A 25520-nucleotide genomic window follows, 5' to 3' on the forward strand; every position below is an offset into this window, starting at 1 on the left:
GAGGATATTTTCGGCCAGAAGAAGCACGCGGTATGAGCCCCACCTTCAAGGCGGCGCTTTGGATGATGGGGTCCATCGCGTCTTTCTCCTCGATGGCTGTGGCAGGCCGGGAGCTGGCATCTGAGCTCGATACCTTCGAGATCATGATGTACCGCAGCCTCTTCGGGACGCTGATCGTGGTATTCTTGGCGGCGGTCACCGGCACATGGCGCCAGATCAATACCGGCAATATGCCGGTACACATCATCCGCAACATGGCGCATTTCACCGGCCAGAACCTCTGGTTCTACGCAGTGACAGTCATTCCCCTGGCGCAGGTCTTCGCCCTGGAATTTACCTCTCCTCTCTGGGTAATCGTGCTATCGCCGTTCCTGTTGGGCGAAAGGCTTACCTTCATGCGCGGTCTGGCGGCGGTGATGGGCTTCGTCGGCATCCTGATCGTGGCGCGCCCTGATATGGCCGGCATCAATGCGGGTGTTGTCACGGCCGCCTCTTCTGCCATTTTCTTCGCGCTCACCATCATGTTCACCAAACGCCTGACCCGCACACAGAGCATCACCTGCATCCTCTTCTACCTGACAACCATGCAACTGGTTTTCGGGATCGTCGCCGCCGGGTACGACGGGGATATCGCGCTGCCCTCCTCACAAGGGTTGCCCTTTGTCATGCTGATCGGTGCGGCGGGTCTCATGGCGCATTACTGCATGACAAATGCGCTTGCGATTGCACCTGCAACGGTGGTCGTTCCCATTGACTTCATTCGCCTGCCCGCCATCGCGGTCGTCGGTATGCTGCTTTATAATGAGCCCATCGAGATCTGGGTCGTTCTGGGGGCTTTGATCATTTTCGCCGGCAACTACTTGAACATTTGGTCGGAGACCCGACAAAGAAATTGATTTTACGTGAGGTCACAACGCAATATGCCCTAGCGTCAATAATTGACCGAAAGAGCAATCGTGCTTAAGTGCCCGCGCCTGTTTGCACCTACGCATTATCCAACTCAGGCGAATCTTCTGGGGAGGAGATCAATGAAATCGTATCTTACAAGTGTAACGGTCCTATGTCTTGCGACGGGTGCCGCCCATGCCGGTGCATTGGACCGCACCGGCCAATCCGTAGACGTATTGTTTGAGACCGGACGGTATGGTGAATTCAGCTTCGCCACCGTCTCGCCGGATCTGTCGGGCAATACCGTCACCCCGTTTTTGTCGAACGGCAGCGGTTCCGGTGACATTTCGCCATCCTACACGGTGTTTTCCGCCGCCTATAAGGCCGACATCAACAACACCTGGTCGTATGCCCTGATCCTGGATGAGCCCTTCAAGGCTGATGTCGATTATCTGGCAGGCACCGGTTACTTTGCAGCCGGCGCGCAGGCGAATTTCCAGTCTTACGCGTTGACTGGTCTGTTGCAATACAACATGCCCAGCGGGTTCAGCGTCTATGGTGGTTTGCGTCTGCAGTCCACCGAGGCGGACGCTCGTATCCCATTTGTCGCCAGCTACGAAGTCGAAGCAGATCGTGACTATGGTGTGGGCTATGTCGCCGGTGTCGCCTATGAACGTCCCGACATCGCCCTGCGCGTCTCGTTGACCTATAACTCTGAAATCGCCCATGAAAACGACACGGTTGAAACCTCCGTTTCGCTTCTCGGCGGTCCCAACGCCTCGGTCACCGAATTTGAAACACCGCAGTCGGTCAATCTGGCGTTCCAGACCGGTATCGCGCCGGGTACCTTGCTGTTTGGCGGCGTACGTTGGGTCGATTGGTCCGATTTCGCCCTTACACCAGCAAACTACCAGACCCTGACATCAGGTGGTTCACTGCTCAGCTACGAAGACGATGTCTACACCTACACGCTGGGGATCGGCCGCCGCCTGAATGACACGTGGTCCATCGCTGCGACGCTTGGGTATGAAGAAACCAACGGCAGCTTCTTCACCAACCTTGGCCCCTCTGATGGTCAGGAAAGCATCGGTCTTGCGGCCATCTACAACAAAGGCAACATGAAGATTACCACTGGCATCCGCTACGTGCGCATCGGTGATACGGTGACACGTGTTGGCGCACTGGCCCCTGCGGCCCGATTTGACGGCAACGATGCCATCGCCTTCGGCGTAAAGGTCGGCTACAACTTCTGATCCCCCGAACACATGGATCAGAGGCCCCCGCAAGCACGCGCTTGCGGGGGTTTTTTTGCGCATGATCCGGGTGGCCGGATCAAAGGCGTCTGCGTAAGGTGCCCGGATGATTGAGCAGACAACCATATCTTCGAGAGCATGGGCGGCGCTGGTATTACTGGCGTTGATCTGGGGCGCGTCTTTTGTCTCCATCCGGATCGCGCTGGACGAAATTGGCCCGCTGACCTCTGTGGCGCATCGCACCTTCTGGGCGATGCTCGTGCTATGGCTGGTGGTTGCCGTCATGCGGCTTCCCGTCCCGCGCGATCCGGCCCTTTGGGGGGCCTTCCTGATCATGGGGCTGCTCAACAACGTCATTCCCTTCGGGCTGATGGCCTGGGGACAGCTTCACATTGAAAGCGGCCTGACCTCCATTCTGAACGCCGCAACGGCCGTTTTTGGCGTTCTGCTCGCCGCAATCTTCTTTGCCGACGAGCGCCTCAGCCCCCGCAAGGTCATCGGCGTCACCCTTGGGTTTGCAGGCGTGGCCACGGCCATCGGGCTTGAAAACCTTCGCGACTTTGATCTGCGGTCACTGGCGCAGCTCGCGGTGCTGGGCGGCACCGTTTCCTACGCACTGGCCGGTGTCTGGGCGCGCAAGATGCTGGCGGGTCTCGCCCCGCAGGTGGCGGCAGCGGGCATGCTGACCGGATCGACACTCGTTACCCTGCCTCTGGCGCTGATCGTGGAAGGGCCGATGCGGTTTGATCTGCAGACGGACACCCTTCTTGCCATCGCCTATTACGCCGTGATCGCCACGGCGGGGGCCTATCTGCTCTACTACTACGTGCTCGCCCGCGCAGGCAGCGGTAACCTGCTGCTGGTCACATTGCTGATCGCTCCGGTCGGGATTGTCCTCGGCGCGCTCATCCTGGGTGAAGCGCTCAATCCAAACGCCTATGCAGGTTTTGGCCTGCTGGCGCTGGGTCTGATCATCCTGGACGGCAGGCTCTGGCACAGGCTGCGCAAAACCCGACCCCTCGCGGCTGATTGATTGACCGTCCCGGACCACGCCGCTAGGACTTGCCTAACGTCATTTGCCGCAAGGTCCGCACCCCATGCTTTATTCTTCTGCCGCCGATTGGCGGGCCGCCCCGCGCAAATCCGTGCTGGTCTACGGGATGTCGGGATTGGGCAAAACCCATATGTCCAATCTGCTGCGCGCCAGCGGGGACTGGTTCCACTACTCCATCGATTATCGCATCGGCACCCGCTACATGGGCGAATACATCACCGACAACGCCAAGGCCGAGGCGATGAAGGTGCCCTTTCTGCGCGACCTGCTGATGAGCGACAGCATCTATATCGGCTCCAACATCACCTTTGATAATCTGGCCCCCGTGGCCACCTATCTGGGCAAACCCGGCAGTCCGGCCAAAGGCGGACTGCCGATGGACGAATACGCCCGGCGGCAGGAGCAGTTCCGTCAGGCGGAGATCTCCGCGCTCTATGATACCGCACATTTCGCCGAACGGGCCGAGGCGCTTTACGGCTATCCGCATTTTATCTGCGATTCCGGCGGGTCGATCTGTGAATGGGTGGAGGCCGCAGATGACGAGGATGCGCTGATGCGCGATCTGTCCGCGCATTGCCTGCTGATCTGGATCAAGGGCGACGCAGCGCATACTCAGGAACTCATCCGCCGCTTTGACCGCGCGCCCAAACCCATGGCCTATCAACCTGCGTTTCTGATGAAGGTTTGGCAGGAATATCTGAATGAAAACAAATGCGTTGAGGCCGATGTTGATCCTGATGATTTTATCCGTTTCACCTATGCACGGGCGCTGGCCCACAGGCAACCACGGTATGAGGCGATGTCGCGCTGGGGCGTCACGGTCACCGCAGATCAGGTCGCTGCGTTAAAGACACCGCAGGATTTTGACGATCTGATTGCAAGCTGCTTGTAACGCGCGTCACCGACCTGTGAGCGCGCCCCTCTTGAGCCCCCCCTGACAACCGACTATCTGCCTTGCCTGACCAAGTTCTGGAAAAAACCCATGCCGATCAAGATACCCGCCGACCTGCCTGCCTATGACGTGCTGACGCGCGAAGGGGTGATGGTGCTCGACGAGGATCAGGCGGCCACACAGGACATCCGGCCCCTGCGGATTGGTCTTTTGAACCTGATGCCCAAGAAGATTCAGACGGAAAACCAGTTCGCACGGCTGATCGGAGCGACGCCTTTGCAGATCGAGCTGAGCCTCATTCGCATGTCCGAGCACAAGACCAAGAACACCGCCTCCGAGCATATGGCGAGTTTCTATCGCCCGTTTCAGGAGGTGAAACACGAGAAATTCGACGGGCTGATCATCACCGGCGCCCCCATCGAGCATCTGCCCTTCCCGGATGTCACCTATTGGGATGAGCTGCTCGAGGTCATGGACTGGACCCAGACCAATGTGCAGTCGACCTTTGGCGTGTGCTGGGGTGGCATGGCGATGATCAATCACTTTCACGGGGTCGATAAACACATGCTGGGGGCCAAGGCCTTTGGCTGTTTCCGGCACCGCAATCTGGAACCGGCCTCGCCCTATCTGCGCGGGTTCTCGGATGACTGCGTGATCCCGGTGTCGCGCTGGACCGAAATGCGCCAGGATGAAATTGACACTGCATCCGGCCTCAGGACCCTGCTCGGCAGCGATGAGGTGGGCCCCTGTCTGGTCGAGGATCCGGCGCACCGCGCGCTCTATATCTTCAACCATTTCGAATATGACCGCGACACGCTGAAACAGGAATATGACCGCGATGTCGCCGACGGCAGCGCAATCACCCTGCCCGCGAATTACTACCCCGACGATGACCCGACCCAGATGCCCCTGAACCGCTGGCGCAGCCATGCGCATCTGCTTTACGGCAATTGGATCAACGAGATTTACCAATCCACCCCTTTCGAGATGTCGCGCATTGGGACCTAGGATGTTGATGGTGGGCCTCCTTGTCACCCTGGCGGTGGTCGGCACAGTGCAATGGCGCGCCAATGCGCGCGAAGCACAGGCCGCCGACGCCTACCCCCCCAGCGGCCAGATCATCGAGGTGGACGGCACACAGGTGCACCTGACCATGTCCGGGAGCGGGCCCGATCTGGTACTGATCCACGGCGCCAGCGGGTCACTGCGGGATTACACCTTTGATCTGGTGGGTCGGCTGAAAGACCGCTACCGGGTCATTGCGCTGGACCGTCCCGGACTGGGCTGGAGCGACCGGCCACACCCCGGCTATGGCGGCGTCTGGAACACATCAGCGGAACCACCCGCCTTGCAAGCGCGCGTTTTGCAGGCAGCGGCGGATGCCGTCGGGGTGAAACGCCCGATTGTGCTGGGCCATTCCTTCGGCGGTGCCGTGGCGCTGGCCTGGGCGTTGGAACGCCCCGAGGAGACCGCAGGGCTTGTTCTGCTGGGTGCCGCCTCAAACCCCTGGCCCGGCGATCTTGGCGCGCTCTATCAGATCAACTCTTCCCGCCTGGGCAGCGCTCTGGTGATCCCGTTGATCACCGCCTTTGCACCACATTCCAGAATAGAAGACACAGTCGCGTCCATTTTCACACCGCAGCAGATGCCTGCGGGCTATCTGGAACACATCGGTCCGGAGATGTCTTTGCGCCGCACTACCCTGCGCGCCAATGCCCAGCAGGTGAACAATCTGCGCCCCTATATCGTCGATATGGCAAAGCGCTACCCCGATCTGACGCTGCCGGTGGAAATCCTGCATGGCACCGAAGATACGATTGTGCCGCTGCGGGTGCATTCCGAGCCGCTGGCGCAATTGCTGCCGAATGCGACGCTGACCCGGCTGGAAGGTGTGGGACACATGCCACACCATGCGGAACCTGAGACAATTGTTGCCGCGATTGACCGCGTGGCGGCGCGCGCGGGTTTGCGTTAAGCCTGTTAACATCCCATATTAAAACAGACACCCGCCTCCGGAGGCCCCATGACTCTGCCCTTTGACGGTGAAATCAGCCGCTTTTTCGAGACCGAAGCGCCCAAAGACATTCGAGATGCGATCAAGCGGGGGGAAAAGGACGATATCCTGTCACCAACCTATCCGCATGGCGAGCGCCTGGCGCGCAAACCCTATGAAAAAGCGCTGGCGACCCTGCAGATCGAGCTGGTGAAAATGCAGTCCTGGGCTAAAACCAGTGGCGCCCGGATCGTGATCGTTTTCGAAGGTCGGGACGGCGCCGGAAAAGGCGGTACAATCAGTCGCTTCCGCTCCAACCTTAATCCACGTGGCGCGCGTATTGTTGCCCTGTCCAAACCAACGGAAACCGAGGCCACACAATGGTATTTCCAGCGCTATACCGGCCATATGCCAAGCGCGGGGGAAATGGTTTTCTTTGACCGCAGCTGGTACAATCGCGGCGTTGTCGAAAAGGTCTTTGATTTCTGCACCGACGCGCAACGCGAGCAGTTTTTCGGTCAGGTCGGGCCCTTCGAGGATTTGATTGCCGATGACAACGTCGTTCTGTTCAAATTCTGGCTGAATGTGGGGCGTGCCGAACAATTACGCCGCCTGTTGAAACGCGAAGCTGATCCGCTCAAGCAATGGAAACTGAGCTGGATCGATGTGGAGGGCCTCAAGCGCTGGGATGCTTATACGGATGCGATCGGTGAGACCCTGACGCGCAGCCATAGCAAAACCGCGCCCTGGACCGTTGTGCGGTCGGACGACAAACGCCGCGCGCGGATCAATGCCATTCGAACCGTGCTGCATGGCTTGGACTACGACAGGAAAAACCCGCAGGCCATTGGAAAAATTGATAAATCCGTCTGCGGTGGTCCGGAAATCTGGGATGCCTAAACGGGGCTATCATCATGGCAATCTGCGGCAGGCTTTGATCGACGCGGCGCTGGAGCTGATCGAAGCGCGCGGGCCAATGGGGTTCACCCTCTCGGAGGCGGCCAAACAGGCAGGTGTCACGCCCGCCGCCGTCTACCGCCATTTCGAGGGGCGCGAAGACCTGATCGCTGAGGCTGCCTTGCAGGGTTATGAAATCTTCGCAGACCTGATGGAATACGCCTATGAAAAGGGCCAACCGTCGGCCCTGGCGGCCTTTTCCGCGACCGGGCGGGCCTATCTGGCCTTTGCGCGCAAATACCCGGGCCATTACATTGCGATGTTCGAAAGCGGTATCTCGATCAACCGCACGCCGGAACTGGCGGCCGTTGCAAACCGCGCCAGCGGGGTTCTGGAGAAAGCAGCAACCGGGCTCAGCCAACACATCCCGGAGGATAAACGCCCGCCCGCCTCCATGTTTTCGGCTCATATCTGGGCCTTGAGCCACGGGGTCGTTGAACTCTTCGCCCGAAATTCGCCGGGACGCGCGTCACCTTTCCCGCCGGATGACCTTTTGGAAACGGGTATCGGGATTTACCTGCGCGGTCTTGGATTGATCAACCCGGACGAGTGATTGCGCGGTGTTCTACGCGACCAGATAGGGCCGTAGGGCTGCCGCCTCGCGGGCATTCAGGGTCATCTTGACCGTGGCCCCGAATTGCTCATACCGGTTTTGCACAGCCGGAAAAATGCTCTTGAGCTCTTCGCGCTGTGCGCGCTCCAAGGCTCCTACCGCACTATCGGCATAGAAAAAGCTTTCCATCAACGCGCCATTGGCCCGCACGATCTGATGGCTGTCGAACATGAAATGAGTGTAGCTGATCCGCTCTTGCGGGCTGAGATCCACGCCGGGTATGCCGCACAGATGCTTCGCCGCAACGAGCACTTCACGCTCCCCGAACAACAGCTCCGCCATGGCGTTTTCGACCCAGACGCGATGCTGCTGGGACACCAGCAGTTCCGCGTCGTTGCCAATCGCACCAGGTGCAAAGCAGACGGGCGCAAAGGCACCTTGTCCGGAAACGTCGGTGGTGGAAACCCAGCGCACCGGTAGATCGCCTGACTCCCGTGTCCAAACGGCCTGACCCACGGTGATGTCCTGCACCGGTATCGGGCCATCCGCTGTGTCGATCAGCGTGCCTTCGGCAAAACAGGTGATGTAGTTTTCATAGCCCGAGGTGCCAGAATTCGTCCCGTCCACTTTTACATAGGACACACCGTCCTGAAGCGGCGCGCTGGTCGCATATCCCCAGACGTCGCTGAAATTGCCGTTTTGCGAAAACACGTAAATCGATATTCGGGGTCCGGTCGGGTTGCCCATGCTGTTCAGCGCGCGCACCTCGATGATGGATTCCGATTCCACCCCCGTCCCATCGGCGACGATGCCGCCCCCGTCCGTGATCACATGGTTGGCGGCATTGTCGTCGTTGAAATTGCCAAAGCCGCCACCGGTATCATTCAACTCGATCTCGGTGCCGCTGCCGGCGGTGTATTGAAAGACCGTGCCATTCGGCGTGCTGGAATTGTTGACAATCGGATTGCCGACAATGCCGCCATTGTTGCTGGAGGTTACAATGAGACTGTCATTGTCGAAAGCTATGAAAGATCTAAGAACCATAATGACGCCGTGATAAACCATCTAAGGATTAACAATGTAGTGGGAATTTCCCGGAATTTGAAACACCAAGGGTCAAAATCGCGGGAAATTGCCGGAAATAGCCACTAAAATGCAACGTGCGCGATGTGATCCTGCGGGTGATCTGCGCCATAAAACGCAAAAAAGGCCGCCTCGGAAGGGCGGCCTTTTCGATAAGAGTATTGGAAGCTTAACGCTTGGAGAACTGGAAGCTCTTCCGCGCTTTGGCTTTACCGTATTTCTTCCGCTCAACCACGCGGCTGTCTCGGGTCAGGAAACCGGCCGCTTTCAGCGCACCGCGCAAGCTGGGATCGTAAAGCTGCAGCGCTTTGGAGATGCCGTGCTTGACCGCACCCGCCTGACCAGAGAGACCGCCACCCTTGACGGTGGCAACCACGTCAAACTGACCTTCAGTCCCGGAGATGGAGAAGGGCTGCGCCAGGATCATCTGCAGCACAGGGCGTGCAAAGTAATCGTTCTGCGGCTTGCCATTCACGGTGACCTTGCCGGAGCCCGGCTTGATCCAGACACGGGCAACAGCGTCTTTACGCTTGCCTGTGGCGTAGGAACGGCCCAGATCGTCACGGACCGGCTCGCGCGCGACAACAACTTCGGCTTCGGGCGCTGCGACCTCGAGACCAGCGGCCTGGCCGAGCTCTTCGAGTGTATTGATTTCTTCAGCCATGCTCATGCACTCCGGGTGTTTTTGCTGTTCATGGATTTCACGTCCAGAACTTCGGGGCTTTGCGCCTCATGTGGGTGATCGCCACCTGCATAGACGCGCAGGTTGGTCATTTGCTGACGGCTCAGACGGTTGCCCGGCAGCATGCGCTTGACCGCGAGGGTCACGACACGCTCAGGGTGTGCACCTTCGAGGATCTGCGCCTTGGTGCGGGATTTGATGCCGCCCGGATGGCCGGTATGCCAGTAATGGTGCTCTTCACGCTTCTTGCCGGTCAGCTGGATCTTATCCGCGTTGATGACAATCACGTTGTCGCCCATATCCATGTGCGGTGTGAAGGAAGCTTTGTGTTTGCCGCGCAGACGTTGCGCGATGATCGAGGCAAGACGGCCCAGAACAACGCCCTCGGCGTCGATCAGGATCCATTTCTTGTCGATATCTGCGGGAGTTGCAGAGAAGGTTTTCATGGACGATTCCCCGTTTGAGGTGACAGACCGGTACGGGAGCGCACGGGCCTCAATTCGATTGGGGCGTTATAAAGGAGGGAAATGTCACGTCAAGCGAGGGAATGTCGATTTAATCTTTGCAAAACATATACTTATAAAATAGGTATTATTTTACCCCAAAATTCAGACGCTGATTTGCTCCGGCGGGTTGTCCAGCAGCTGGCACAGGCGCGTCATGGCTGCCTCGAAGCTCCCGATCGACACGCCGGCATTGACCGCCATCCGCACGGCATGCGGCGCGCGCGCCTCACGACACACAAACTCCTCGGCGGATCTGATCTGAACGCCGACCGCTTCGGCGGCCTGACAAAACGCCCCTGCTCGCCAGCCCATCGGCAAGCGCAGCCAGAGGAAGGGCACATCCTCGCGCCAGCTCAGATCGTGGCCGCCGAGAATATTGACCGCGCTTTGCACATATTTGTTGAAGGCGCGTCGGGTCTCGCGTGTCAGATCGTCAATCTGCGGATGCACCAGCAGCAAGGCCGCCAGATCGCTCAACGGCGTGGCCAGTCCAAAAAAGCTGTGCTCCGCAGTACGGCGCAGGATCGACCATTTGCCTTCGGGCGCAATCGCAAACCCAAGGCGCAAGGCGGGCGTGACCGTCTTTGCGATGGAGGACACATACCACCCCCGCTCCGGGGCCAGCATTCGGTAAGAGGGCGCCCGGTTCACGCCCATCCGGTAACAATCGTCCTCGACGATCTGCACATCGTACTGTCGGGCGATTTTGGCGATCTCCTCGCGACGGGCCACCGGTGTGAAGCCGCCCGTGGGGTTGTGCACCTCCGGCGATGTGCACAGAACCTGCGCGTCATGCGCCCTGACGGCCGCTTCAAGCGCGTCGGGGATAATGCCCTCCGCGTCCATCGGGACAGGCACCACATCCGCCCGCAACATCTCGGCGGCACGGCGAAATCCGGGATACGCCAGCTCTTCAATCAGAACCGTGGGTTTGCGCCCCTCCAATATCGATTGCAGGATCATCAGTATCCCGTTCTGACCGCCGTGACAGAGCACGATATCCTTCTCCCCCAGCGGCCCAAGCGGTGTGCCTTCCAACCACCGCAGCACCGCCCGGCGCGCCGGACGCGCGCTGTCGCGGCTTGGATAATGCATGATGCCGGAGGGCGGGTTCGCCGCAACCTCGGCCATCAGATGGCGGATCAGCTTGTCCTGACCGACACAAGGCAGATGCGGGGAAAACAGGCTGACATTGTATTGATCACTGTCTTCCTCGGCACTGTGCGGGATCACGTCAATCTCGATCGGCGCATCAAAGACGCGCGCAGCCCGCGGCGGCGCCACAAAGGTCCCGCGCCCCACTTCGGCCTGCAGCGCACCTTCGTCCGTCAATATCGTATAGGCGCGGGCGACCGTGCCGGGTGTGATGCTCAATTTCCACGCCAGATCACGCACCGGCGGCAGTTTGTCACCGACCTGTAACGCACCCTTTTCAATGCCGTCACGTATCGTTGCGACAACGGCGCGGTATTTGGGTCCCTGCCCGGCGATCAGTTCAGGTTGCCAAATTGTATCCATTACAATGTTTTCCTAGCGTCTTTGTACCCGTTATCGTATCAATACAGCATGGCGGAAACGTCTTATTGTGTCAATACAATTTAGGAGATTCCCATGACACACGCAATGACACCTTCACCCGACTCCATGGCCTATCTGAACGAGGCCAAGACGATGCCCACAGTGGCCATCATCGCGGTAGAGTTTGCTGTCTGCGTGTCCAAATGGGCCACACGCCGCCGCACCAGGCGCGCGCTGAAACAGCTGACTGTCTGGCAGCTGGACGATGTGGGACTGACACCGAGGCAGGCTCGTAACGAGGCGGTCAAGGTGTTCTGGCGCGCGTAACCTCCCCGGTACGCCCCCAGACCTCTTCCTCAAGGCCGGGCTTTGTCCCGGCCTTTTTTTGCACCACTATTTTCCGCGCCGATTGCCTGCTCCATTGGAAAACCGGCGCTTTGCCAAGCCCGTGCGATCCCCTAAAAAGGTCGGCAAAACATACAACGCGAGGCGGAGATCATGGCAGAAATTCCAATCAGGTCGTTCATTGCATCCCTCTTCGCCATCCGAAGAACCCAAGCGCGGCACGAAGTTCTCCTGCTGAAGAGAACGCAGACGCTGATCGGCGCATGGTGTCAGGTGGCAGGCAGCATCGAGGAAGGCGAAACAGCCTGGCAAACGGCCTTGCGCGAACTTGATGAAGAGACGGGGTTGCAGCCTGAAACATTATGCTCGGCGGACACCTGCGAGCAGTTCTATGAAGCGGACCGCGATGCGATTACGATTGCGCCGGTCTTCGTTGCCTTCATCAACAGCGCCGCCACGGTTTCACTAAACCATGAGCACAGCGAATACCGCTGGGTGAGCTTCGAAGAGGCCCGTGAGATGGTCGCCTTTGGCGGGCAGCGACGCGTTCTGAGCTGGATCGAAGACGAGTTTATCAAGAGACCCCCAGCAAGCATCTGTTGATTGAGAGCCTTTAGATCCGCGCCGCGACAGTCAATCGGGGCTCACAGCGGAGATTGCCCTTACGGTTGGCGTTTGGGCGGGATCGCATAGGTCAGGCTCGCGCGCGCAACCGGTTGCGCCATACCTTCCGAATAGATCAGCACATCACTGACGGACAATTGTTTGCCCAGCTTCAACAGCTGCACCTCTGCAATCAGATCGACCCCCGCCGTCGGTTTCCGCATGAAATCGATGGAGCAATTGGTGGTCACCGCCAGAGCCTGCGGGCCGATCATCGCCATGGTGACGATATAGGCGGATACATCGGCAAGCGCGAACATGGCAGGCCCCGACACCGTACCGCCAGGGCGCAGGTGCCTGTGCTGAACATTCAGCCGCACCCTCACCCGATTTGGTTTGACCTCTTCAATGGTGAACTCGCCCTTCACCTGCTCGAAGACCTGATCCAGAAACGCGCTCATTTCCGCGGCGGTCATTTTTACGTCCATCGTTCAGCCCCCTTTGACGGTGCAGAGTTGTTCGAAACGCCCACAAGGGCAAGCCAGCATATGGTTTGCGAACATTTTCCGTAACGTCCGATGATTGTTTCCAAATCCGGTCCGGAGAGTTTCTACCTGCGGTATTTCAATTCGGGCAGGAACGTGGCAAGACTGCGGCAAGGCCTTAAGCGCCATGACGCTTTTGGGTCGCCGTGGGCGGAAGGTCCCTCCAAACCAGTCTCTCGCTGGTTCGACATTCCCGCAGCGGCGACCCCAAAATGCCCCCTCCCCCCCCTGACAGCGAAAGCATCACCTCTCATGTTGCGCGCGCCCGGTCGCTGCCTTACATGACGCCCATGGCGACAGAACTTCATATCATTGGCGGCGGCATGGCCGGATCCGAAGCAGCATGGCAGGCGGCACATCTGGGCGTGCCGGTGGTGATCCACGAGATGCGCCCCAAGGTGGGCACCTTCGCGCATCAGACCGGGCTCTTGGGGGAGATGGTCTGTTCCAATTCCTTCCGCTCTGATGATGACGAGCAAAACGCGGTCGGGTTGCTGCATTGGGAAATGCGTCAGGCGAACGGGTTGATCATGCAGACGGCGGACAAACACCGTTTGCCCGCGGGCGGCGCGCTGGCTGTCGACCGCGATCCTTTTGCACAATCGGTGACTGACGCGCTGATGGCGCATCCGAACATCCGCATCGAATATGGTGAGATCACGGAGCTGCCGACCGATGGTCAATGGATCATCGCGACCGGCCCGCTGACGTCATCCGCCCTGGGCCAGGCCATCGCTGCAGAAACGGGGGCCGACGCGCTGGCGTTTTTCGATGCAATTGCCCCCATCGTCTATTTCGACAGCATCGACATGTCCAAGGCCTGGATGCAATCGCGCTATGACAAGGGTGAGACGGAGGAGGAACGCACCGCCTACCTCAACTGCCCGATGGATCGCGATCAATACGAGGGCTTCATCGATGCGCTGATGGCGGCTGACAAGACCGAGTTCCACGAGGGCGAAACGGCGGGTTATTTCGACGGCTGCCTGCCCATCGAGGTGATGGCCGAGCGGGGGCGTGAAACTCTGCGGTTTGGGCCGATGAAACCGGTCGGCCTGACCAACCCGCATGCGCCGGACGTAAAGCCTCATGCCGTCGTGCAGCTACGCCGGGATAACAAGCTGGGCACGCTTTACAATATCGTGGGCTTCCAGACCAAGATGAAATACGGCGCGCAAACGGAGGTTTTCAAGCGTATTCCGGGGCTGGAGAACGCCAGTTTCGCGCGCTTGGGCGGTATTCACCGCAACACCTTCCTGAATTCCCCGACGCTGCTCGACGGTCAGATGCGGCTGCGGTCGCGTCCGAACATCCGCTTTGCCGGGCAGATCACGGGCGTGGAAGGCTACGTCGAATCCGCCGCGATGGGTCTTCTGGCCGGGCGATTGGCGGCGGGTCAGATCCTGGGCCACCCCGTAGACACGCCGCCCCCCAGCACCGCAACCGGCGCGCTGATCACCCATATCTCGGGCGGCGCCGAGGCCAAGATCTTTCAGCCGATGAACGTGAACTTCGGTCTCTTCCCCCCGGTTGATGGTTTCAAGGGCGGTCGGCGCGGGCGCAAAGACCGGTACAAAGCCTACACGGATCGCGCGAAACTGGCGTGGCAGCAGTGGCTTAACCCCGAGGCACTGGACGCCGCCTGATCCGGGCGGTTATCCTAGGCAGATGGGACAAGGATTTTTAGACAAGGCTTACGCAGCCCGCGACGCGGCACAAACCCGTGCACTATATGACGACTGGTCAGACAGCTACGAGGCCGAGGTCGGCAAAAACGGCTATGCCACGCCGGGACGCTGTGCCGAGGCGCTGGCAAAATTTACTGATAATCAGACCGAGCCGATCCTCGATTTCGGCTGTGGCACCGGGCTATCCGGGCTGGCACTGAAACTGGCCGGATTTGCAGCGATCGACGGGTTCGATCTTTCCCAGGAGATGCTGGCGCAGGCAAAGGCCAAGCGGCTCTACCGGGAGCTTCATCAGATCGAAGCCGATGCCCCGTTGCCTTTCGCACAAGGGGCCTACCCCGCGATTGCGGCCATTGGCGTGATCGGGGCGGGTGCCGCGCCCATCTCGCTGCTCGACACGCTGATGAAAGCGTTGGGACGCGGTGGCAAACTGGTGTTTTCGCTCAACGATCATGCGCTCCAGGATCGCGCCAACGAGGCCCGTCTCAACGAATGGACCGACTGCGGCGCCGCCTGTCTGCTGTTTCGCGAGCACGGGCCGCATCTGCCGGGGATCAACCTGAAGTCCAACGTCTACGTGCTCGAAAAAGCGTGACGCGCACCACCCGGTTTGCCCCCTCGCCGACGGGGCCGTTGCATTTGGGTCATGCCTATGCGGCGATGGTGGCCGCCGATATGGCCGCCGGGGGGCGGTTTTTGCTGCGCATCGAAGACATCGACCAGGGCAGATCGCGCGCCCAGTGGGAAGCGCAGATTTATGAAGATCTGGCCTGGCTCGGGCTGCAGTGGGAGACGCCGGTCTGGCGCCAATCCGATCATATGGACCTCTATGCACAGGCGCTGGACGATCTGTGGGATCAGGGGCTGCTGTATCCCTGCACCTGTAATCGGCGCGACATTCAGGAAGCGGCTTCCGCCCCACAGGAAGGTGGCGCTGCGCAATACGGCCCGGATGGGCTGATCTATCCCGGCACCTGTCGGCACGCGCCGCGCCCCGGAGCACGCCCGACCGACATGGCCCTGCGCCTCGATCTGGAAAAGGCGCTGGACATCAAAAGTATCCGATTCACCGAAACCGGCGCGGGCCCCGACGGCCAAACCGGAGAGATCACGGTGGCGCGCGATACCCTTATCCGAAACGTTGGCGATGTCGTGCTGGCGCGCCGCGACATGGGCACCTCCTATCACCTGTCGGTGGTTGTGGATGACGCGGCGCAAGGCATCACCCATGTCACCCGCGGTGCGGACCTCTTTGAGGCCACGCAAATTCACGTGGTGCTCCAACGGCTTCTGGGTCTGGAAACGCCGATCTACCATCACCACCGCCTGATCCGCGACACCCAAGGCAAACGACTTGCCAAACGCGACGATGCGCGCGCGATTGCCAAATACCGCGCCGATGGCAAGACGCCAGCAGATATCCGGCGCAGGGTCGGTCTGAGTTAGGCGCCAGACGGCATCGGCTGCATCAATTCGGTCTCGCCTGCAGCGGAGACGCCAGTGTAAAAGCACGAACGCCGGTTCGTATGACAGGCGGGCCCGGTCTGACGCACCTGCATCAGCAGGCAATCGCGATCACAATCCACCCGCATCTCGACCAATTCCTGCACATGGCCGCTGGTCTCGCCCTTGACCCAAAACGCCTGCCGCGAGCGGCTCCAATAGGTCACGCGACCGGTCTCCAACGTGCGTGCAACGCTTTCGCGGTTCATCCACGCCATCATCAGCACATCGCCATTGTCGACGTCCTGCGCAATGGCCGGGATCAGACCTGCGGCATCATAGGTCAGCGTCGCGGGGTCGAAGGGAGCAGGATCATTTGACATCGCGAAAACCTTTTTGCTTCTCTGGCGCCAGGTCTTATGTATGGATTAACGTATTAAAGGAAAGCCATAAGGTGTCTCATGTCTGGTGAAAATGACCTGATCAATCTGTATTCGGGCCGTATTCTGGCGCTCGCCGCCGATATCCCGCATTTGGGCCGGCTGGATGCACCGATGGCATCGGTCAAGAAACGGTCCCCTTTGTGTGGATCGGCTGTGACGGTCGATCTGAGCGTAGAAGACGAACGCGTCAGCGCCTATGCGCAGGACGTAAAAGCCTGCGCTTTGGGTCAGGCCGCCGCCGCTGTGACCGGGGGGGCTATCATCGGTCGTACCCTGAGCGAGCTGGAAGCCGCGCGGGACGCATTGCGCGCGATGCTGAAGGACGATGGCCCCGTGCCTGCCAGCCCATTTGACGGCTTTGAAGTGCTGCAACCTGCGCGCGATTACAAGAACCGCCACGCCTCCATTCTGCTCAGCATCGAAGCCGCCTGCGAAGCCATGACACAGGCGCTGCAGGCCGATTGTGCCTAACGGACATTAGCACTTTTTAAGTAAAATAGTGTCAATAAGACCCCGCAGCACGGCGCGGGGCCCTATGAACACGCAACCACAATTTTCCGAAAACCAGCAAACAGATCGCCTGACAGAAGCGGCAGCCGCATTGGGGTATGAGATTGTAGACATCGCCGGGTTTCTCGACCTGGTCGAGGAACATGCCCGCGCGCAACGCAGCGGTCTCACGGTCCTGGATGCGCGCGCCACTGAAATGGTGCAGGCGAATTCCGACGTGCGCAGCGCCGTACGACAAATGGCTCAAAGCACCGACGAGACCGCGCATGATGTGAAATCATCCGCTGAGCTGATGCGCACAACCGGCGAAAAAACCCGCAATGTGGCAGGCTGGGTTCAGGACCTGGCGCAACGCACCGAAGCGGTGAGCGATACTTTGAGCGCTGTTAAAAGCAATAATCTGCAGATCGCGAATATCGCCACGCAGGTCAACACCCTCGCAATCAATGCGAAAATCGAAGCGGCGCGGGCCGGTGATGCCGGGCGCGGATTTGCGGTTGTCGCGGAAGCAATCAACGAATTATCCCGGAAAACCCGCGAAGCGGCGGTCGAGATATCGGACAATATCGAATCCCTGACCAGCTGGATTTCCAACCTTGGAAAGGAAGCCTCCGGTGTGGCGACCGAAGCTGCGGATGTATTGGAAAACGCGGGCGGCACCGACAGCGCCCTGGGTCGGATGGAAACCTCCATCGCCTCGGCAAACCAGCAGGCCAAACGCATCGCCGAACAGGCCGAGCGCATGCAATCGGCCATCGAAGATTTCACCCCCGCGCTCGCTGGGATCGATGAAGCGGTCGCAAGCACAACATCCGGGATCGAAACGACGCATGAACGGGTGTTGCGGCTCATCGATACGTCAGAAACGATTGTCCAGACCACGGCCCTGCTGGGCGGCGATTCTGCGGATACACCCTTTATTGCGCGCATCCAGACGATGGCGCGGGACCTGTCTGAATTGATGGAAGACGCGGTTGATCAGGGGGATATTTCAATGTCTCGACTGTTTGACCGAAACTACCGCCTGATCCCCGACACCAATCCCGAGCAGTATCTTACCGAGTTCACCACGCTGATTGACAAGATTTTACCCCCTATTCAGGAGCCAGCGCTGGAGCTCGACAGCAAAGTCGTCTTCTGCGCGGCGGTGGACAACAACGGCTATCTGCCGACCCATAATCGCAAGTTTTCGCATCCGCCCAGCGACGATCCGGTCTGGAATACCGCGCATTGCCGCAACCGCCGTATTTTCGATGACCGTGTAGGGCTGAAAGCTGGACGCAATACGCAGCCGTTTCTTTTGCAGGTCTACCGCAGGGACATGGGTGGTGGCGCGTTCACCATGATGAAAGACCTCTCCGCGCCGATTTCCGTAAAAGGCAGACATTGGGGGGGCCTGCGCCTCGCCTATACATTCTAGAGCATATCAGGCAAAAAAACGCCGCACGTTCTGAACAGAACGGCGGCGTGAGGTAAAGCAATGCTCACGTGGGACCCGGGCAAGCGCGGTGAGGAAAACCTCAGTTAAAGACCAAGAACAGGCAGTGTTCGTCTTTAGGACCAGTTTGGGGAGAAAACTGGCGCTTGCACGGCGCGAGATCGCAGGCAGAAATCAGATAAACGCAGGCAGATGCAGACCGACCACAAGCATCACGATCAAAGCAGCGGCACCAGCTGCGTCTTGCAGCAAAGTCGCATGGGATCGGGTTGCGATACCTTTGATCTGTAAAAATGTGGTCATGTGAACCTCCTACATTTGTTGCTACTTTGTTCTCATATTTTTAATCCTTTGTAAAGAACTTAAAGAGAACATTCGCGAACAAAATGCGCCAGACTGCTTAACCCACTGAAATCAAACGGATCGCTTCCTCCTGTCGCATCAGCCACAAAAGCAGGCGTGCCGCCTGACCTCTGTCGCTTTGCAGGCCAGGGTCCTCCGACAATAAATGCCGCGCATCGCTTTGTGCAATCGCCATGAGGCCAGCCTGCCGTTCCAGATCTGCCACCCGGAACCTCGGCACACCAGATTGGGCGGTCCCGATCAGATCGCCGGCGCCGCGCATTTGCAAATCCGTCTCGGCAATTGCAAAACCATCCTCGGTTTCGCGCAGCACTTCCAGTCGTTTGCGGCCGTTTTCCGACAACGGAGATTGATAGAGTAACAAGCAGGTGGACGCGGCATCCCCCCGCCCGACCCTTCCCCGCATCTGGTGCAACTGCGCAAGCCCAAAGGTCTCGGCCCGCTCAATCACCATGATGGTTGCGTTTGGCACGTTCACGCCCACTTCAATCACCGTGGTTGCCACCAGCACCTTGGTGTCACCTGCCTGAAACCGCGCCATGGCCGCGTCTTTTTCCGCCGCGGGCATCTGGCCGTGCACCAAGCCGACGATCCCCTCACCCAGTGCGGCACGCAGATGTTTGAAACGTTCTTCGGCGGCCGTCAGATCAACCGCCTCGCTTTCCTCGACAAGCGGGCAGACCCAGTAACATTGGCGGCCCGCATCAATGACTGTGCGCAACCGCGTCACCACCTCATCCATCCGCCCGGTGCTGATCAGGGCGGTTTTGATCGGCTGTCTGCCGGGCGGCTTTTCATCAAGGACGTAGACATCCATGTCGCCATATTGCGCCAGCGACAAAGAGCGCGGGATTGGCGTCGCCGTCATCACCAGAACATCAACCGCCTCGCCCTTGCGGCCCAACTCCAGACGCTGGCGCACACCAAAGCGGTGTTGCTCATCGATGATCGCCAGTCTGAGATCGCGAAATGCCACATCCGCCTGAAACACCGCGTGGGTGCCCACCAGCAAATGAATGTCCCCGCGGGCCAGGCCATCCAGTTTTCGGCGACGCTCAACGCCCTTGTCGCGTCCCGTCAGCACCTCCAAAACGACACCTGCCTCTTCGGCCAGCGGCACCAGGCTTTCGTAATGTTGCCGCGCCAGAATTTCCGTTGGCGCCATCAAAACCCCCTGCCCGGCGGCCTCCACCGCGCGCAGCAAGGCCATGAATGCGACAAGCGTTTTTCCGGCACCGACATCCCCTTGCAGCAACCGGTTCATGCGCCTCGGATCCGCCATATCGGCATTGATCTCGGCAACGGCGCGCTCCTGAGCAGACGTCGCCTTGTAGGGTAAGGCGGCGATGACGCGGGCCTGCAATTGACCGTCGCCAATGCTCACCCGCCCGGGCTTACGCCGCTCCGTGGCGCGCGCCAATGCAAGGGTTAGTTGATGCGCGAACAACTCGTCATAGGCCAACCGCTCGCGGGCGGGCGCTGTCGGCAGCAGATCTTCCTGACGCGTCGGCGTATGGGCCATCTGCGCGGCAGCGTCGAAATCCGGCCACCCCGCCTTTGTTTTTTGTGCTACATCTATCCATTCAGGGAAATCCGGCACCAAGGCTATGGCCGCGCGTGTTGCCTTGAACATGAGCTTTTGCGTGACCCCGGCAGTCAGCGGATAAACCGGCTCAAAATCAGGGATACTATCGGCTTCCGCTTCCGGCACGATGTGGTCTGGGTGCACCATTTGCGCAATGCCATCAAAGGCTTCGACCTTGCCCGAGACAATGCGGCGGCTGCCTTCGGGCAGAGCTTTGCTCCAGTAGTCACCGCGCGCATGAAAAAAAACCAGTTGAAAGAACGTCTCGGCATCCTCGACATGAATCCGGTAAGCCCCCCCCTTGGCGCGCGCGGCCATATGCTTGCCAACGGTCACGGCCACGGTCAACGTGGCGGGGAGCACGGCACCCTCAATGGTATGCCGCAAACGCCGATCGATCCCGGAATACGGGAGCGTGAACAGCAAATCCCGCGGGACCTCAACGCCAAGCGCCACCATGTGAGCCGCCGTTTTCGGCCCGATGCCTTGTAGCGTTCGCAATTCAGCGAAGAGCGGAAAAAGACGTTCCGGCCGACCGGTCATATGTCTGAAATCAAGGCGAGCCAGCCATCCTCATCAAGGGTTTCAATCCCAAGATCCGCAGCCTTTTTCGCTTTCGAGCCAGCGCCCGGCCCTGCGACCAGCAAATCCGTCTTCGCCGAAACCGAACCCGACACTTTCGCCCCTAGCCTTTCGGCGCGGGCCTTTGCCTCCGCACGTGTCATTTTCTCCAATGTCCCTGTGAAAACAACGGTTTTGCCGGCGACAGGGCTGCCTTGGGTGTCGGGGCGTTCGACAGGTTGGACCGTGAGCTCGGCAACCAGGCGATCAATCGAAGCACGCTCGGCGGGCTGCGCAAGCGTTTGCGTCAGAGAGCTGGCCATGACGGCGCCGACCCCGTCAATCGCGTTCAAATCGTCCCAGGCTTCACCGGATTGATCAACTGCCGCCCGCATCGCCGCGTCGAAATTCTCCCAACTGCCGTAATGCAGCGCGATCATGTTGGACGCGGCTTCGCCCACATGTCTGATGCCAAGCGAAAAAATCAGGCGCGGGAGCGGGATCTGCCGCTTTTCTTCAATGGCGTCAAAGAGGTTGGTCGCGGATTTTTCGCCCCACCCTTCGCGGTTCTTGAGCTGTTGCAACCCGTCGCTGAACCGGGCGCGCAATGTAAAGATATCAGCAGGTTCCTTGATCCATTGGTCGGCGTAGAATTGTTCCACCTGCTTGGCGCCAAGACCTTCGATATCAAAGGCGGCGCGTGACACGAAGTGCTTCAGCTTCTCCACCGCCTGCGCCGGACAAATCAAACCGCCGGTGCACCGCCTGACCGCGTCGCCTTCTTCGCGGATGGCATCGCTGCCGCATTGTGGACAGACCGTTGGAAAAACAAAGCGTTCCGCGTCGTTCGGGCGTTTGCTCAGGTCCACATCCGCGACCTTGGGGATCACATCGCCGGCGCGGTATACCTGCACCCAGTCGCCAGCGCGAATATCCTTGCCCTCGCGGATGGTCTCACCCTTGCTGTCTTTGCCCGCGATGTAATCTTCGTTGTGCAGCGTTGCGTTCGAGACCACGACCCCACCGACAGTGACCGGCGACAGGCGGGCCACCGGGGATAACGCGCCTGTGCGCCCGACCTGAATGTCGATGGCTTCAAGCCGAGTCCACGCGAGTTCAGCCGGAAACTTATGCGCCGTTGCCCATCGCGGCGTTGTCGACCGAAAGCCCAACCGCTCTTGCAGGGTCAGGTCGTTCACTTTGTAGACGACGCCATCGATATCATACTCAAGGGTGGCGCGCATTTCTTCGATCTGCGTGTAATGCTCAAGCATTTCCTGCGGGCCGGCGCAGAGTTTTGTCAGAGGGTTTACCGAGAACCCGAATGCAGCCAGTCGCGCGATGGCCTCCATCTGCGTCTTTGCCAGTGGCTCCGAGAGAGCCCCCCAGGCGTAGGCAAAGAAGCGCAACGGCCTGGATTTGGTGATGCGCGCATCCAATTGGCGCAGCGACCCCGCAGCCGCATTGCGTGGATTTGCAAAGACTTTGCCGCCGCTTTCCGATTGCCGGGTGTTGAGCGCTTCGAAATCCGGATGCGACATATAGACTTCACCCCGCACCTCAAGCACATCCGGTGCGCCGGGGATGTTTTCGGGAATGTCTGAGATTGTGCGCGCGTTGGCAGTCACATTTTCGCCAACCGACCCGTCTCCGCGGGTCGCGGCTTGGATCAGTCGCCCATTTTCATATCGCAGCGACAGCGACAGACCGTCAATTTTGGGCTCGGCGGTGTAGGTGAGGGTGTCGTCCTCCAACGTTCCAAGATATTTTCGAACACGTGTGTCAAAGTCGGTAATGTCATCGGCGTCAAATGCGTTTGACAAAGACAGCATCGATATCGCGTGGCTGACCTTGGAAAACCCTTCCGCCGGGGCTGCGCCCACTTGGTCGGAGGGGCTGTCGGCGCGTTTGAGGTCCGGGAAACGCTCTTCAATGGCGGCATTGCGCCGCTTTAATGCGTCATATTCGGCGTCAGAGATCTCGGGCGCATCCTGACCGTGATAAGCCAAATTTGCCTGCTGCAGTATTTTGGAAAGCTGCGCCAGTTCGGCCTTTGCGGACGTCTCGTCCAACTCTTCAATACTTCTCAAAGACGCCAAGACCTGCCCCTTCACCGCTGCCTATCATCGTAGATATGCGCAGGTCAGGACCAGGTCCAGTCGAATTCAGTTTCGAAATGTCGCGTCTCCGGTCCGGCACCAGCCCCCTGGGCCGGACCATCAGCGCTGCATTTATGCGCCCACAGCAAGCCGCTGCGGATCGTCGACTTGATTGGGTTCTGGATCACGCAGCACATAGCCGCGCCCCCAGACTGTCTCGATATAGTTTTCGCCGCCTGTCGCAACGCTGAGTTTCTTACGCAGCTTGCAGATAAACACGTCGATAATCTTGAGCTCCGGCTCATCCATACCGCCGTAAAGATGGTTCAGGAACATTTCCTTGGTCAGCGTTGTGCCTTTACGCAAGGAAAGCAATTCCAGCATCTGATATTCTTTGCCTGTCAGATGTACCGCTTTGTTGTCCGCGCTGACGGTCTTCGCATCCAGATTGACCGAAATCAGCCCTGTGTCGATCACCGATTGCGAATGGCCCTTCGAGCGCCGGATGATCGCGTGAATACGCGCCACCAGCTCTTCGCGGTGGAAAGGTTTGGTCAGATAGTCATCTGCACCAAATCCGAACCCCTTGATCTTGTTCTCGGTATCATCCGCACCGGACAGGATCAGGATTGGCGTCTCGATGCGGGAAAGACGCAGCTGCCGCAGCACTTCGTGACCATTCATGTCGGGCAGGTCCAGATCCAGCAGAATCAGATCGTAATCATACAGCTTTGCTAGATCGATCCCCTCCTCACCAAGGTCTGTCGCGTAGACATTCAGGTTTGCGTGGGTCAGCATCAATTCAATGCTTTTCGAGGTCGTGGGGTCGTCTTCGACAAGCAGTACGCGCATAATTTTCTCCGCATCGGATGAACGTTTATCTCGGAATTAACCGTGAACAAAAAAGGTTAACCACACGTTACCGTCAGCAAGAATGTTATCGCGACAACTTAAGGTTGTCTATATTTTTGTAGTGCTGTTGCCTTCAGAGCATCCTCGCCATGCTCCGAAACGGCCTTAACCCACTCCTGAAACTCATCTTCGCTGATCTGATATTTTTTCAGCGCATCGCTTTGCGTGATCAGCCCGTAGGCAACCCCACGCACCACCGCAGCCTTGCGCGACGCCACCCAACGCCGGGTGTTCGCGGGCGGAAGGTCCGCAAGCGTCATTACCGTGCCATCAGCCAAGGTCACAGATCGTGGCCCATCAACTTTCTTCAGATACATCACTCATACCCATGTCTACTCAGTTGATCGGACCTTGACCTCATCGCCTTAAAGACCGATGAAGCCGCCTCTTGAGAGTAATTAGGATTTTCCTATATTTTCTCAGAATATCCGGAGACCCGTGACATGTCGCTTGACCACAAGCCCCAGTTGAACTCGCTTGGCTTTGCCAAATCGCCCGCCGACACGCGTGTCGTCGTGGCCATGTCCGGTGGCGTCGATAGCTCCGTTGTCGCTGCTATGCTGGCCGAAGAGGGCTATGACGTGGTCGGTGTGACGCTGCAACTCTACGATCACGGCGCCGCGCTAGCCAAGAAGGGCGCCTGCTGTGCGGGTCTGGATATTCACGATGCGCGCCGTGTGGCGGAGAAGATGGGTTTCCCGCATTATGTGCTGGATTATGAGAACATTTTTAAAGATGCGGTGATCGACGAGTTCGCGGATAGCTATCTCGGCGGGGCCACGCCAGTGCCCTGCATCCGCTGTAACGAGCGGGTGAAATTCAAGGATCTTCTGGAAACGGCCAAGGATCTGGAAGCAGATTGCATGGCCACGGGACACTACATCCAGCGCAAGGTTGGCATGCAAGGCGCCGAATTGCATTCAGCTGCCGACGCCGCCCGGGACCAAAGCTATTTCCTGTTTTCCACAACGCCCGAGCAGTTGGAATTTCTGCGCTTTCCCCTCGGCCACCTGACGTCAAAAGCAAAAACACGCGCCGTGGCAGCCAAATACGGCCTGAGCGTCGCGGACAAACCTGACAGCCAGGACATCTGCTTCGTGCCCAATGGCGATTACGCCTCGGTCATCCGAAAACTGCGTCCCGAAGCCGCCGATCCCGGTGAGATCGTGCATGTCGATGGGCGCGTTCTTGGCCAGCACGCCGGTGTCATTAACTATACCATCGGGCAACGGCGCGGACTGGGGATTGGCGGTCTGGCGGACCCGCTTTATGTGGTGAAGCTTGATGCAGATGCCAAAACCGTGGTTGTCGGGCCCAAAGAGATGCTCGCCACCAGAACGGTTCCAGTGCGCGAGATCAATTGGCTGGGCGATGCGCCTCTCACCTCTCGTGACGCATGGCATGTTGCCGTCAAGGTGCGCTCCACCCGCCCGCCGACCGATGCCATCATCCGCCCGATCAGCGAAACCGAGGCGAGCGTCGAACTGCTCACCCCCGAAGAGGGCGTCTCACCCGGTCAGGCCTGCGTCTTTTATGATCCCGACAGCAGCCGCATTTTCGGGGGCGGCTGGATTCACAAGGGCTGAAAGCCGGATCGCCGCAACAC

The 25520-nt window shown here is 59.1% G+C and carries 27 protein-coding genes; 16 read left to right on the forward strand and 11 right to left on the reverse strand.

What is annotated here, in order from left to right; all coding sequences use genetic code 11:
* Positions 1 to 32 precede the first annotated feature (32 nt).
* The 8 genes from Q1A20_RS00885 (at position 33) to Q1A20_RS00920 (ending at position 7590) form a co-directional block, all read left to right on the forward strand.
* A complete protein-coding gene (locus Q1A20_RS00885; RefSeq protein WP_299915568.1) occupies positions 33 to 896 on the forward strand; it encodes a DMT family transporter in 864 nt (287 codons plus the stop codon).
* A gap of 132 nt (positions 897 to 1028) precedes the next feature.
* Entirely contained in the window at positions 1029 to 2141 is a 1113-nt protein-coding gene (locus Q1A20_RS00890; protein WP_299915569.1) for a hypothetical protein, read from the forward strand.
* A gap of 106 nt (positions 2142 to 2247) precedes the next feature.
* Positions 2248 to 3174 carry a DMT family transporter gene (locus tag Q1A20_RS00895; RefSeq protein ID WP_299404545.1) on the forward strand — a complete coding sequence of 309 codons (927 nt, stop codon included), beginning with the start codon at positions 2248 to 2250 and terminating at the stop codon, positions 3172 to 3174.
* A 64-nt stretch (positions 3175 to 3238) separates the two neighbouring features.
* Entirely contained in the window at positions 3239 to 4087 is an 849-nt protein-coding gene (locus Q1A20_RS00900) for an ATPase (RefSeq protein WP_299404542.1), read from the forward strand.
* A gap of 90 nt (positions 4088 to 4177) precedes the next feature.
* Positions 4178 to 5095: a homoserine O-succinyltransferase gene (gene metA, locus Q1A20_RS00905; RefSeq protein WP_299404541.1), complete on the forward strand. Its 918-nt coding sequence runs from the start codon at positions 4178 to 4180 to the stop codon at positions 5093 to 5095.
* Position 5096: 1 nt separating this feature from the next.
* The gene (locus Q1A20_RS00910; protein WP_299404538.1) at positions 5097 to 6062 is read left to right on the forward strand and encodes an alpha/beta hydrolase; all 966 of its coding nucleotides are present in this window, start codon (positions 5097 to 5099) and stop codon (positions 6060 to 6062) included.
* Between the two features lie 48 nt (positions 6063 to 6110).
* The gene (gene ppk2 / locus Q1A20_RS00915; RefSeq protein ID WP_299404535.1) at positions 6111 to 6980 is read left to right on the forward strand and encodes a polyphosphate kinase 2; all 870 of its coding nucleotides are present in this window, start codon (positions 6111 to 6113) and stop codon (positions 6978 to 6980) included.
* Entirely contained in the window at positions 6973 to 7590 is a 618-nt protein-coding gene (locus tag Q1A20_RS00920) for a TetR/AcrR family transcriptional regulator (protein ID WP_299498793.1), read from the forward strand. Before ppk2 ends, Q1A20_RS00920 begins: the two co-directional genes overlap by 8 nt.
* A 12-nt stretch (positions 7591 to 7602) precedes the next feature.
* Here the strand turns inward: Q1A20_RS00920 and Q1A20_RS00925 are convergent, their stop codons facing one another.
* The 4 genes from Q1A20_RS00925 to Q1A20_RS00940 all read right to left on the reverse strand — a co-directional run bounded on the left by Q1A20_RS00925 (position 7603) and on the right by Q1A20_RS00940 (position 11379).
* Positions 7603 to 8634, reverse strand: a complete 1032-nt coding sequence (locus Q1A20_RS00925; protein WP_299915571.1) for a Hint domain-containing protein — start codon at positions 8632 to 8634, stop codon at positions 7603 to 7605.
* Between the two features lie 208 nt (positions 8635 to 8842).
* Positions 8843 to 9337, reverse strand: a complete 495-nt coding sequence (gene rpsI / locus Q1A20_RS00930) for a 30S ribosomal protein S9 (protein ID WP_298969679.1) — start codon at positions 9335 to 9337, stop codon at positions 8843 to 8845.
* Between the two features lie 2 nt (positions 9338 to 9339).
* Positions 9340 to 9801 carry a 50S ribosomal protein L13 gene (gene rplM, locus Q1A20_RS00935; protein WP_298969680.1) on the reverse strand — a complete coding sequence of 154 codons (462 nt, stop codon included), beginning with the start codon at positions 9799 to 9801 and terminating at the stop codon, positions 9340 to 9342.
* A gap of 162 nt (positions 9802 to 9963) precedes the next feature.
* Entirely contained in the window at positions 9964 to 11379 is a 1416-nt protein-coding gene (locus Q1A20_RS00940; protein ID WP_299915572.1) for a PLP-dependent aminotransferase family protein, read from the reverse strand.
* A 93-nt stretch (positions 11380 to 11472) separates the two neighbouring features.
* On the opposite strand from Q1A20_RS00940, the gene Q1A20_RS00945 reads away from it, so the two are divergent.
* Positions 11473 to 11706 (forward strand): DUF1127 domain-containing protein, encoded by a 234-nt coding sequence (locus tag Q1A20_RS00945; RefSeq protein WP_298969682.1) that lies wholly within the window; start codon positions 11473 to 11475, stop codon positions 11704 to 11706.
* A gap of 171 nt (positions 11707 to 11877) precedes the next feature.
* Entirely contained in the window at positions 11878 to 12327 is a 450-nt protein-coding gene (locus tag Q1A20_RS00950; RefSeq protein WP_299915573.1) for an NUDIX domain-containing protein, read from the forward strand.
* A gap of 59 nt (positions 12328 to 12386) precedes the next feature.
* Here the strand turns inward: Q1A20_RS00950 and Q1A20_RS00955 are convergent, their stop codons facing one another.
* Entirely contained in the window at positions 12387 to 12815 is a 429-nt protein-coding gene (locus Q1A20_RS00955) for a PaaI family thioesterase (RefSeq protein WP_299915574.1), read from the reverse strand.
* Between the two features lie 347 nt (positions 12816 to 13162).
* On the opposite strand from Q1A20_RS00955, the gene trmFO reads away from it, so the two are divergent.
* The 3 genes from trmFO to gluQRS are packed head-to-tail and all read left to right on the forward strand — an operon-like array spanning position 13163 to position 16006.
* On the forward strand, positions 13163 to 14518 hold the full coding sequence (trmFO, locus tag Q1A20_RS00960; RefSeq protein ID WP_299915986.1) for a methylenetetrahydrofolate--tRNA-(uracil(54)-C(5))-methyltransferase (FADH(2)-oxidizing) TrmFO: 1356 nt from the start codon (positions 13163 to 13165) through the stop codon (positions 14516 to 14518).
* A gap of 22 nt (positions 14519 to 14540) precedes the next feature.
* Entirely contained in the window at positions 14541 to 15155 is a 615-nt protein-coding gene (locus Q1A20_RS00965; protein ID WP_299404520.1) for a methyltransferase domain-containing protein, read from the forward strand.
* On the forward strand, positions 15152 to 16006 hold the full coding sequence (gene gluQRS, locus Q1A20_RS00970) for a tRNA glutamyl-Q(34) synthetase GluQRS (RefSeq protein ID WP_299404518.1): 855 nt from the start codon (positions 15152 to 15154) through the stop codon (positions 16004 to 16006). The genes Q1A20_RS00965 and gluQRS overlap by 4 nt, the downstream gene beginning before the upstream one ends.
* Here gluQRS and hisI read toward each other — a convergent pair.
* Positions 16003 to 16386 (reverse strand): phosphoribosyl-AMP cyclohydrolase, encoded by a 384-nt coding sequence (gene hisI, locus Q1A20_RS00975; protein WP_299404515.1) that lies wholly within the window; start codon positions 16384 to 16386, stop codon positions 16003 to 16005. The two genes, gluQRS and hisI, sit on opposite strands and share 4 nt — an antisense overlap.
* Before the next feature lie 78 nt (positions 16387 to 16464).
* Between hisI and Q1A20_RS00980 the strand changes: the two genes are divergently transcribed.
* Positions 16465 to 16917: an iron-sulfur cluster assembly scaffold protein gene (locus tag Q1A20_RS00980; RefSeq protein WP_298969689.1), complete on the forward strand. Its 453-nt coding sequence runs from the start codon at positions 16465 to 16467 to the stop codon at positions 16915 to 16917.
* 64 nt (positions 16918 to 16981) lie between these two features.
* Positions 16982 to 18376, forward strand: coding sequence for a methyl-accepting chemotaxis protein (locus Q1A20_RS00985; protein ID WP_299404512.1), 1395 nt, complete (start codon positions 16982 to 16984; stop codon positions 18374 to 18376).
* Positions 18377 to 18568: 192 nt separating this feature from the next.
* On the opposite strand, the gene Q1A20_RS00990 is transcribed toward Q1A20_RS00985, so the two are convergent.
* The 5 genes from Q1A20_RS00990 to Q1A20_RS01010 all read right to left on the reverse strand — a co-directional run bounded on the left by Q1A20_RS00990 (position 18569) and on the right by Q1A20_RS01010 (position 24231).
* The gene (locus Q1A20_RS00990; RefSeq protein ID WP_298969691.1) at positions 18569 to 18697 is read right to left on the reverse strand and encodes a hypothetical protein; all 129 of its coding nucleotides are present in this window, start codon (positions 18695 to 18697) and stop codon (positions 18569 to 18571) included.
* A gap of 97 nt (positions 18698 to 18794) precedes the next feature.
* A complete protein-coding gene (gene recG, locus Q1A20_RS00995; protein ID WP_299404509.1) occupies positions 18795 to 20885 on the reverse strand; it encodes an ATP-dependent DNA helicase RecG in 2091 nt (696 codons plus the stop codon).
* Positions 20882 to 23002, reverse strand: a complete 2121-nt coding sequence (gene ligA / locus Q1A20_RS01000; RefSeq protein ID WP_299915576.1) for an NAD-dependent DNA ligase LigA — start codon at positions 23000 to 23002, stop codon at positions 20882 to 20884. The genes recG and ligA overlap by 4 nt, the downstream gene beginning before the upstream one ends.
* 132 nt (positions 23003 to 23134) lie before the next feature.
* Positions 23135 to 23854, reverse strand: coding sequence for a response regulator transcription factor CtrA (gene ctrA / locus Q1A20_RS01005; protein WP_298969693.1), 720 nt, complete (start codon positions 23852 to 23854; stop codon positions 23135 to 23137).
* Positions 23855 to 23952: 98 nt separating this feature from the next.
* Entirely contained in the window at positions 23953 to 24231 is a 279-nt protein-coding gene (locus tag Q1A20_RS01010; RefSeq protein ID WP_298969694.1) for a DUF1153 domain-containing protein, read from the reverse strand.
* A 126-nt stretch (positions 24232 to 24357) separates the two neighbouring features.
* Between Q1A20_RS01010 and mnmA the strand changes: the two genes are divergently transcribed.
* A complete protein-coding gene (gene mnmA / locus Q1A20_RS01015; protein ID WP_299915577.1) occupies positions 24358 to 25500 on the forward strand; it encodes a tRNA 2-thiouridine(34) synthase MnmA in 1143 nt (380 codons plus the stop codon).
* Positions 25501 to 25520: the final 20 nt, after the last annotated feature.

The organism is uncultured Roseobacter sp., from assembly GCF_947501835.1.
Taxonomy (GTDB): Bacteria; Pseudomonadota; Alphaproteobacteria; order Rhodobacterales; family Rhodobacteraceae; genus Roseobacter.

What these genes read in the sequence shown, in the direction of transcription:
- Q1A20_RS00920 (WP_299498793.1), top strand. Translation starts at nt 6,973, where the DNA reads ATGCCTAAACGGGGCTATCATCATGGCAATCTGCGGCAGGCTTTGATC.
- Q1A20_RS00990 (WP_298969691.1), bottom strand. Translation starts at nt 18,697, where the DNA reads ATGACCACATTTTTACAGATCAAAGGTATCGCAACCCGATCCCATGCG.
- Q1A20_RS00985 (WP_299404512.1), top strand. Translation starts at nt 16,982, where the DNA reads ATGAACACGCAACCACAATTTTCCGAAAACCAGCAAACAGATCGCCTG.
- Q1A20_RS00950 (WP_299915573.1), top strand. Translation starts at nt 11,878, where the DNA reads ATGGCAGAAATTCCAATCAGGTCGTTCATTGCATCCCTCTTCGCCATC.
- Q1A20_RS00945 (WP_298969682.1), top strand. Translation starts at nt 11,473, where the DNA reads ATGACACACGCAATGACACCTTCACCCGACTCCATGGCCTATCTGAAC.
- Q1A20_RS00925 (WP_299915571.1), bottom strand. Translation starts at nt 8,634, where the DNA reads ATGGTTCTTAGATCTTTCATAGCTTTCGACAATGACAGTCTCATTGTA.
- Q1A20_RS00895 (WP_299404545.1), top strand. Translation starts at nt 2,248, where the DNA reads ATGATTGAGCAGACAACCATATCTTCGAGAGCATGGGCGGCGCTGGTA.
- Q1A20_RS00885 (WP_299915568.1), top strand. Translation starts at nt 33, where the DNA reads ATGAGCCCCACCTTCAAGGCGGCGCTTTGGATGATGGGGTCCATCGCG.
- Q1A20_RS00980 (WP_298969689.1), top strand. Translation starts at nt 16,465, where the DNA reads ATGTCTGGTGAAAATGACCTGATCAATCTGTATTCGGGCCGTATTCTG.
- Q1A20_RS00900 (WP_299404542.1), top strand. Translation starts at nt 3,239, where the DNA reads ATGCTTTATTCTTCTGCCGCCGATTGGCGGGCCGCCCCGCGCAAATCC.
- Q1A20_RS01010 (WP_298969694.1), bottom strand. Translation starts at nt 24,231, where the DNA reads ATGTATCTGAAGAAAGTTGATGGGCCACGATCTGTGACCTTGGCTGAT.
- recG (WP_299404509.1), bottom strand. Translation starts at nt 20,885, where the DNA reads ATGACCGGTCGGCCGGAACGTCTTTTTCCGCTCTTCGCTGAATTGCGA.
- Q1A20_RS00890 (WP_299915569.1), top strand. Translation starts at nt 1,029, where the DNA reads ATGAAATCGTATCTTACAAGTGTAACGGTCCTATGTCTTGCGACGGGT.
- rplM (WP_298969680.1), bottom strand. Translation starts at nt 9,801, where the DNA reads ATGAAAACCTTCTCTGCAACTCCCGCAGATATCGACAAGAAATGGATC.
- rpsI (WP_298969679.1), bottom strand. Translation starts at nt 9,337, where the DNA reads ATGGCTGAAGAAATCAATACACTCGAAGAGCTCGGCCAGGCCGCTGGT.
- Q1A20_RS00940 (WP_299915572.1), bottom strand. Translation starts at nt 11,379, where the DNA reads ATGGATACAATTTGGCAACCTGAACTGATCGCCGGGCAGGGACCCAAA.
- ctrA (WP_298969693.1), bottom strand. Translation starts at nt 23,854, where the DNA reads ATGCGCGTACTGCTTGTCGAAGACGACCCCACGACCTCGAAAAGCATT.
- Q1A20_RS00910 (WP_299404538.1), top strand. Translation starts at nt 5,097, where the DNA reads ATGTTGATGGTGGGCCTCCTTGTCACCCTGGCGGTGGTCGGCACAGTG.
- metA (WP_299404541.1), top strand. Translation starts at nt 4,178, where the DNA reads ATGCCGATCAAGATACCCGCCGACCTGCCTGCCTATGACGTGCTGACG.
- hisI (WP_299404515.1), bottom strand. Translation starts at nt 16,386, where the DNA reads ATGTCAAATGATCCTGCTCCCTTCGACCCCGCGACGCTGACCTATGAT.
- trmFO (WP_299915986.1), top strand. Translation starts at nt 13,163, where the DNA reads ATGGCGACAGAACTTCATATCATTGGCGGCGGCATGGCCGGATCCGAA.
- ppk2 (WP_299404535.1), top strand. Translation starts at nt 6,111, where the DNA reads ATGACTCTGCCCTTTGACGGTGAAATCAGCCGCTTTTTCGAGACCGAA.
- Q1A20_RS00965 (WP_299404520.1), top strand. Translation starts at nt 14,541, where the DNA reads ATGGGACAAGGATTTTTAGACAAGGCTTACGCAGCCCGCGACGCGGCA.
- Q1A20_RS00955 (WP_299915574.1), bottom strand. Translation starts at nt 12,815, where the DNA reads ATGGACGTAAAAATGACCGCCGCGGAAATGAGCGCGTTTCTGGATCAG.
- mnmA (WP_299915577.1), top strand. Translation starts at nt 24,358, where the DNA reads ATGTCGCTTGACCACAAGCCCCAGTTGAACTCGCTTGGCTTTGCCAAA.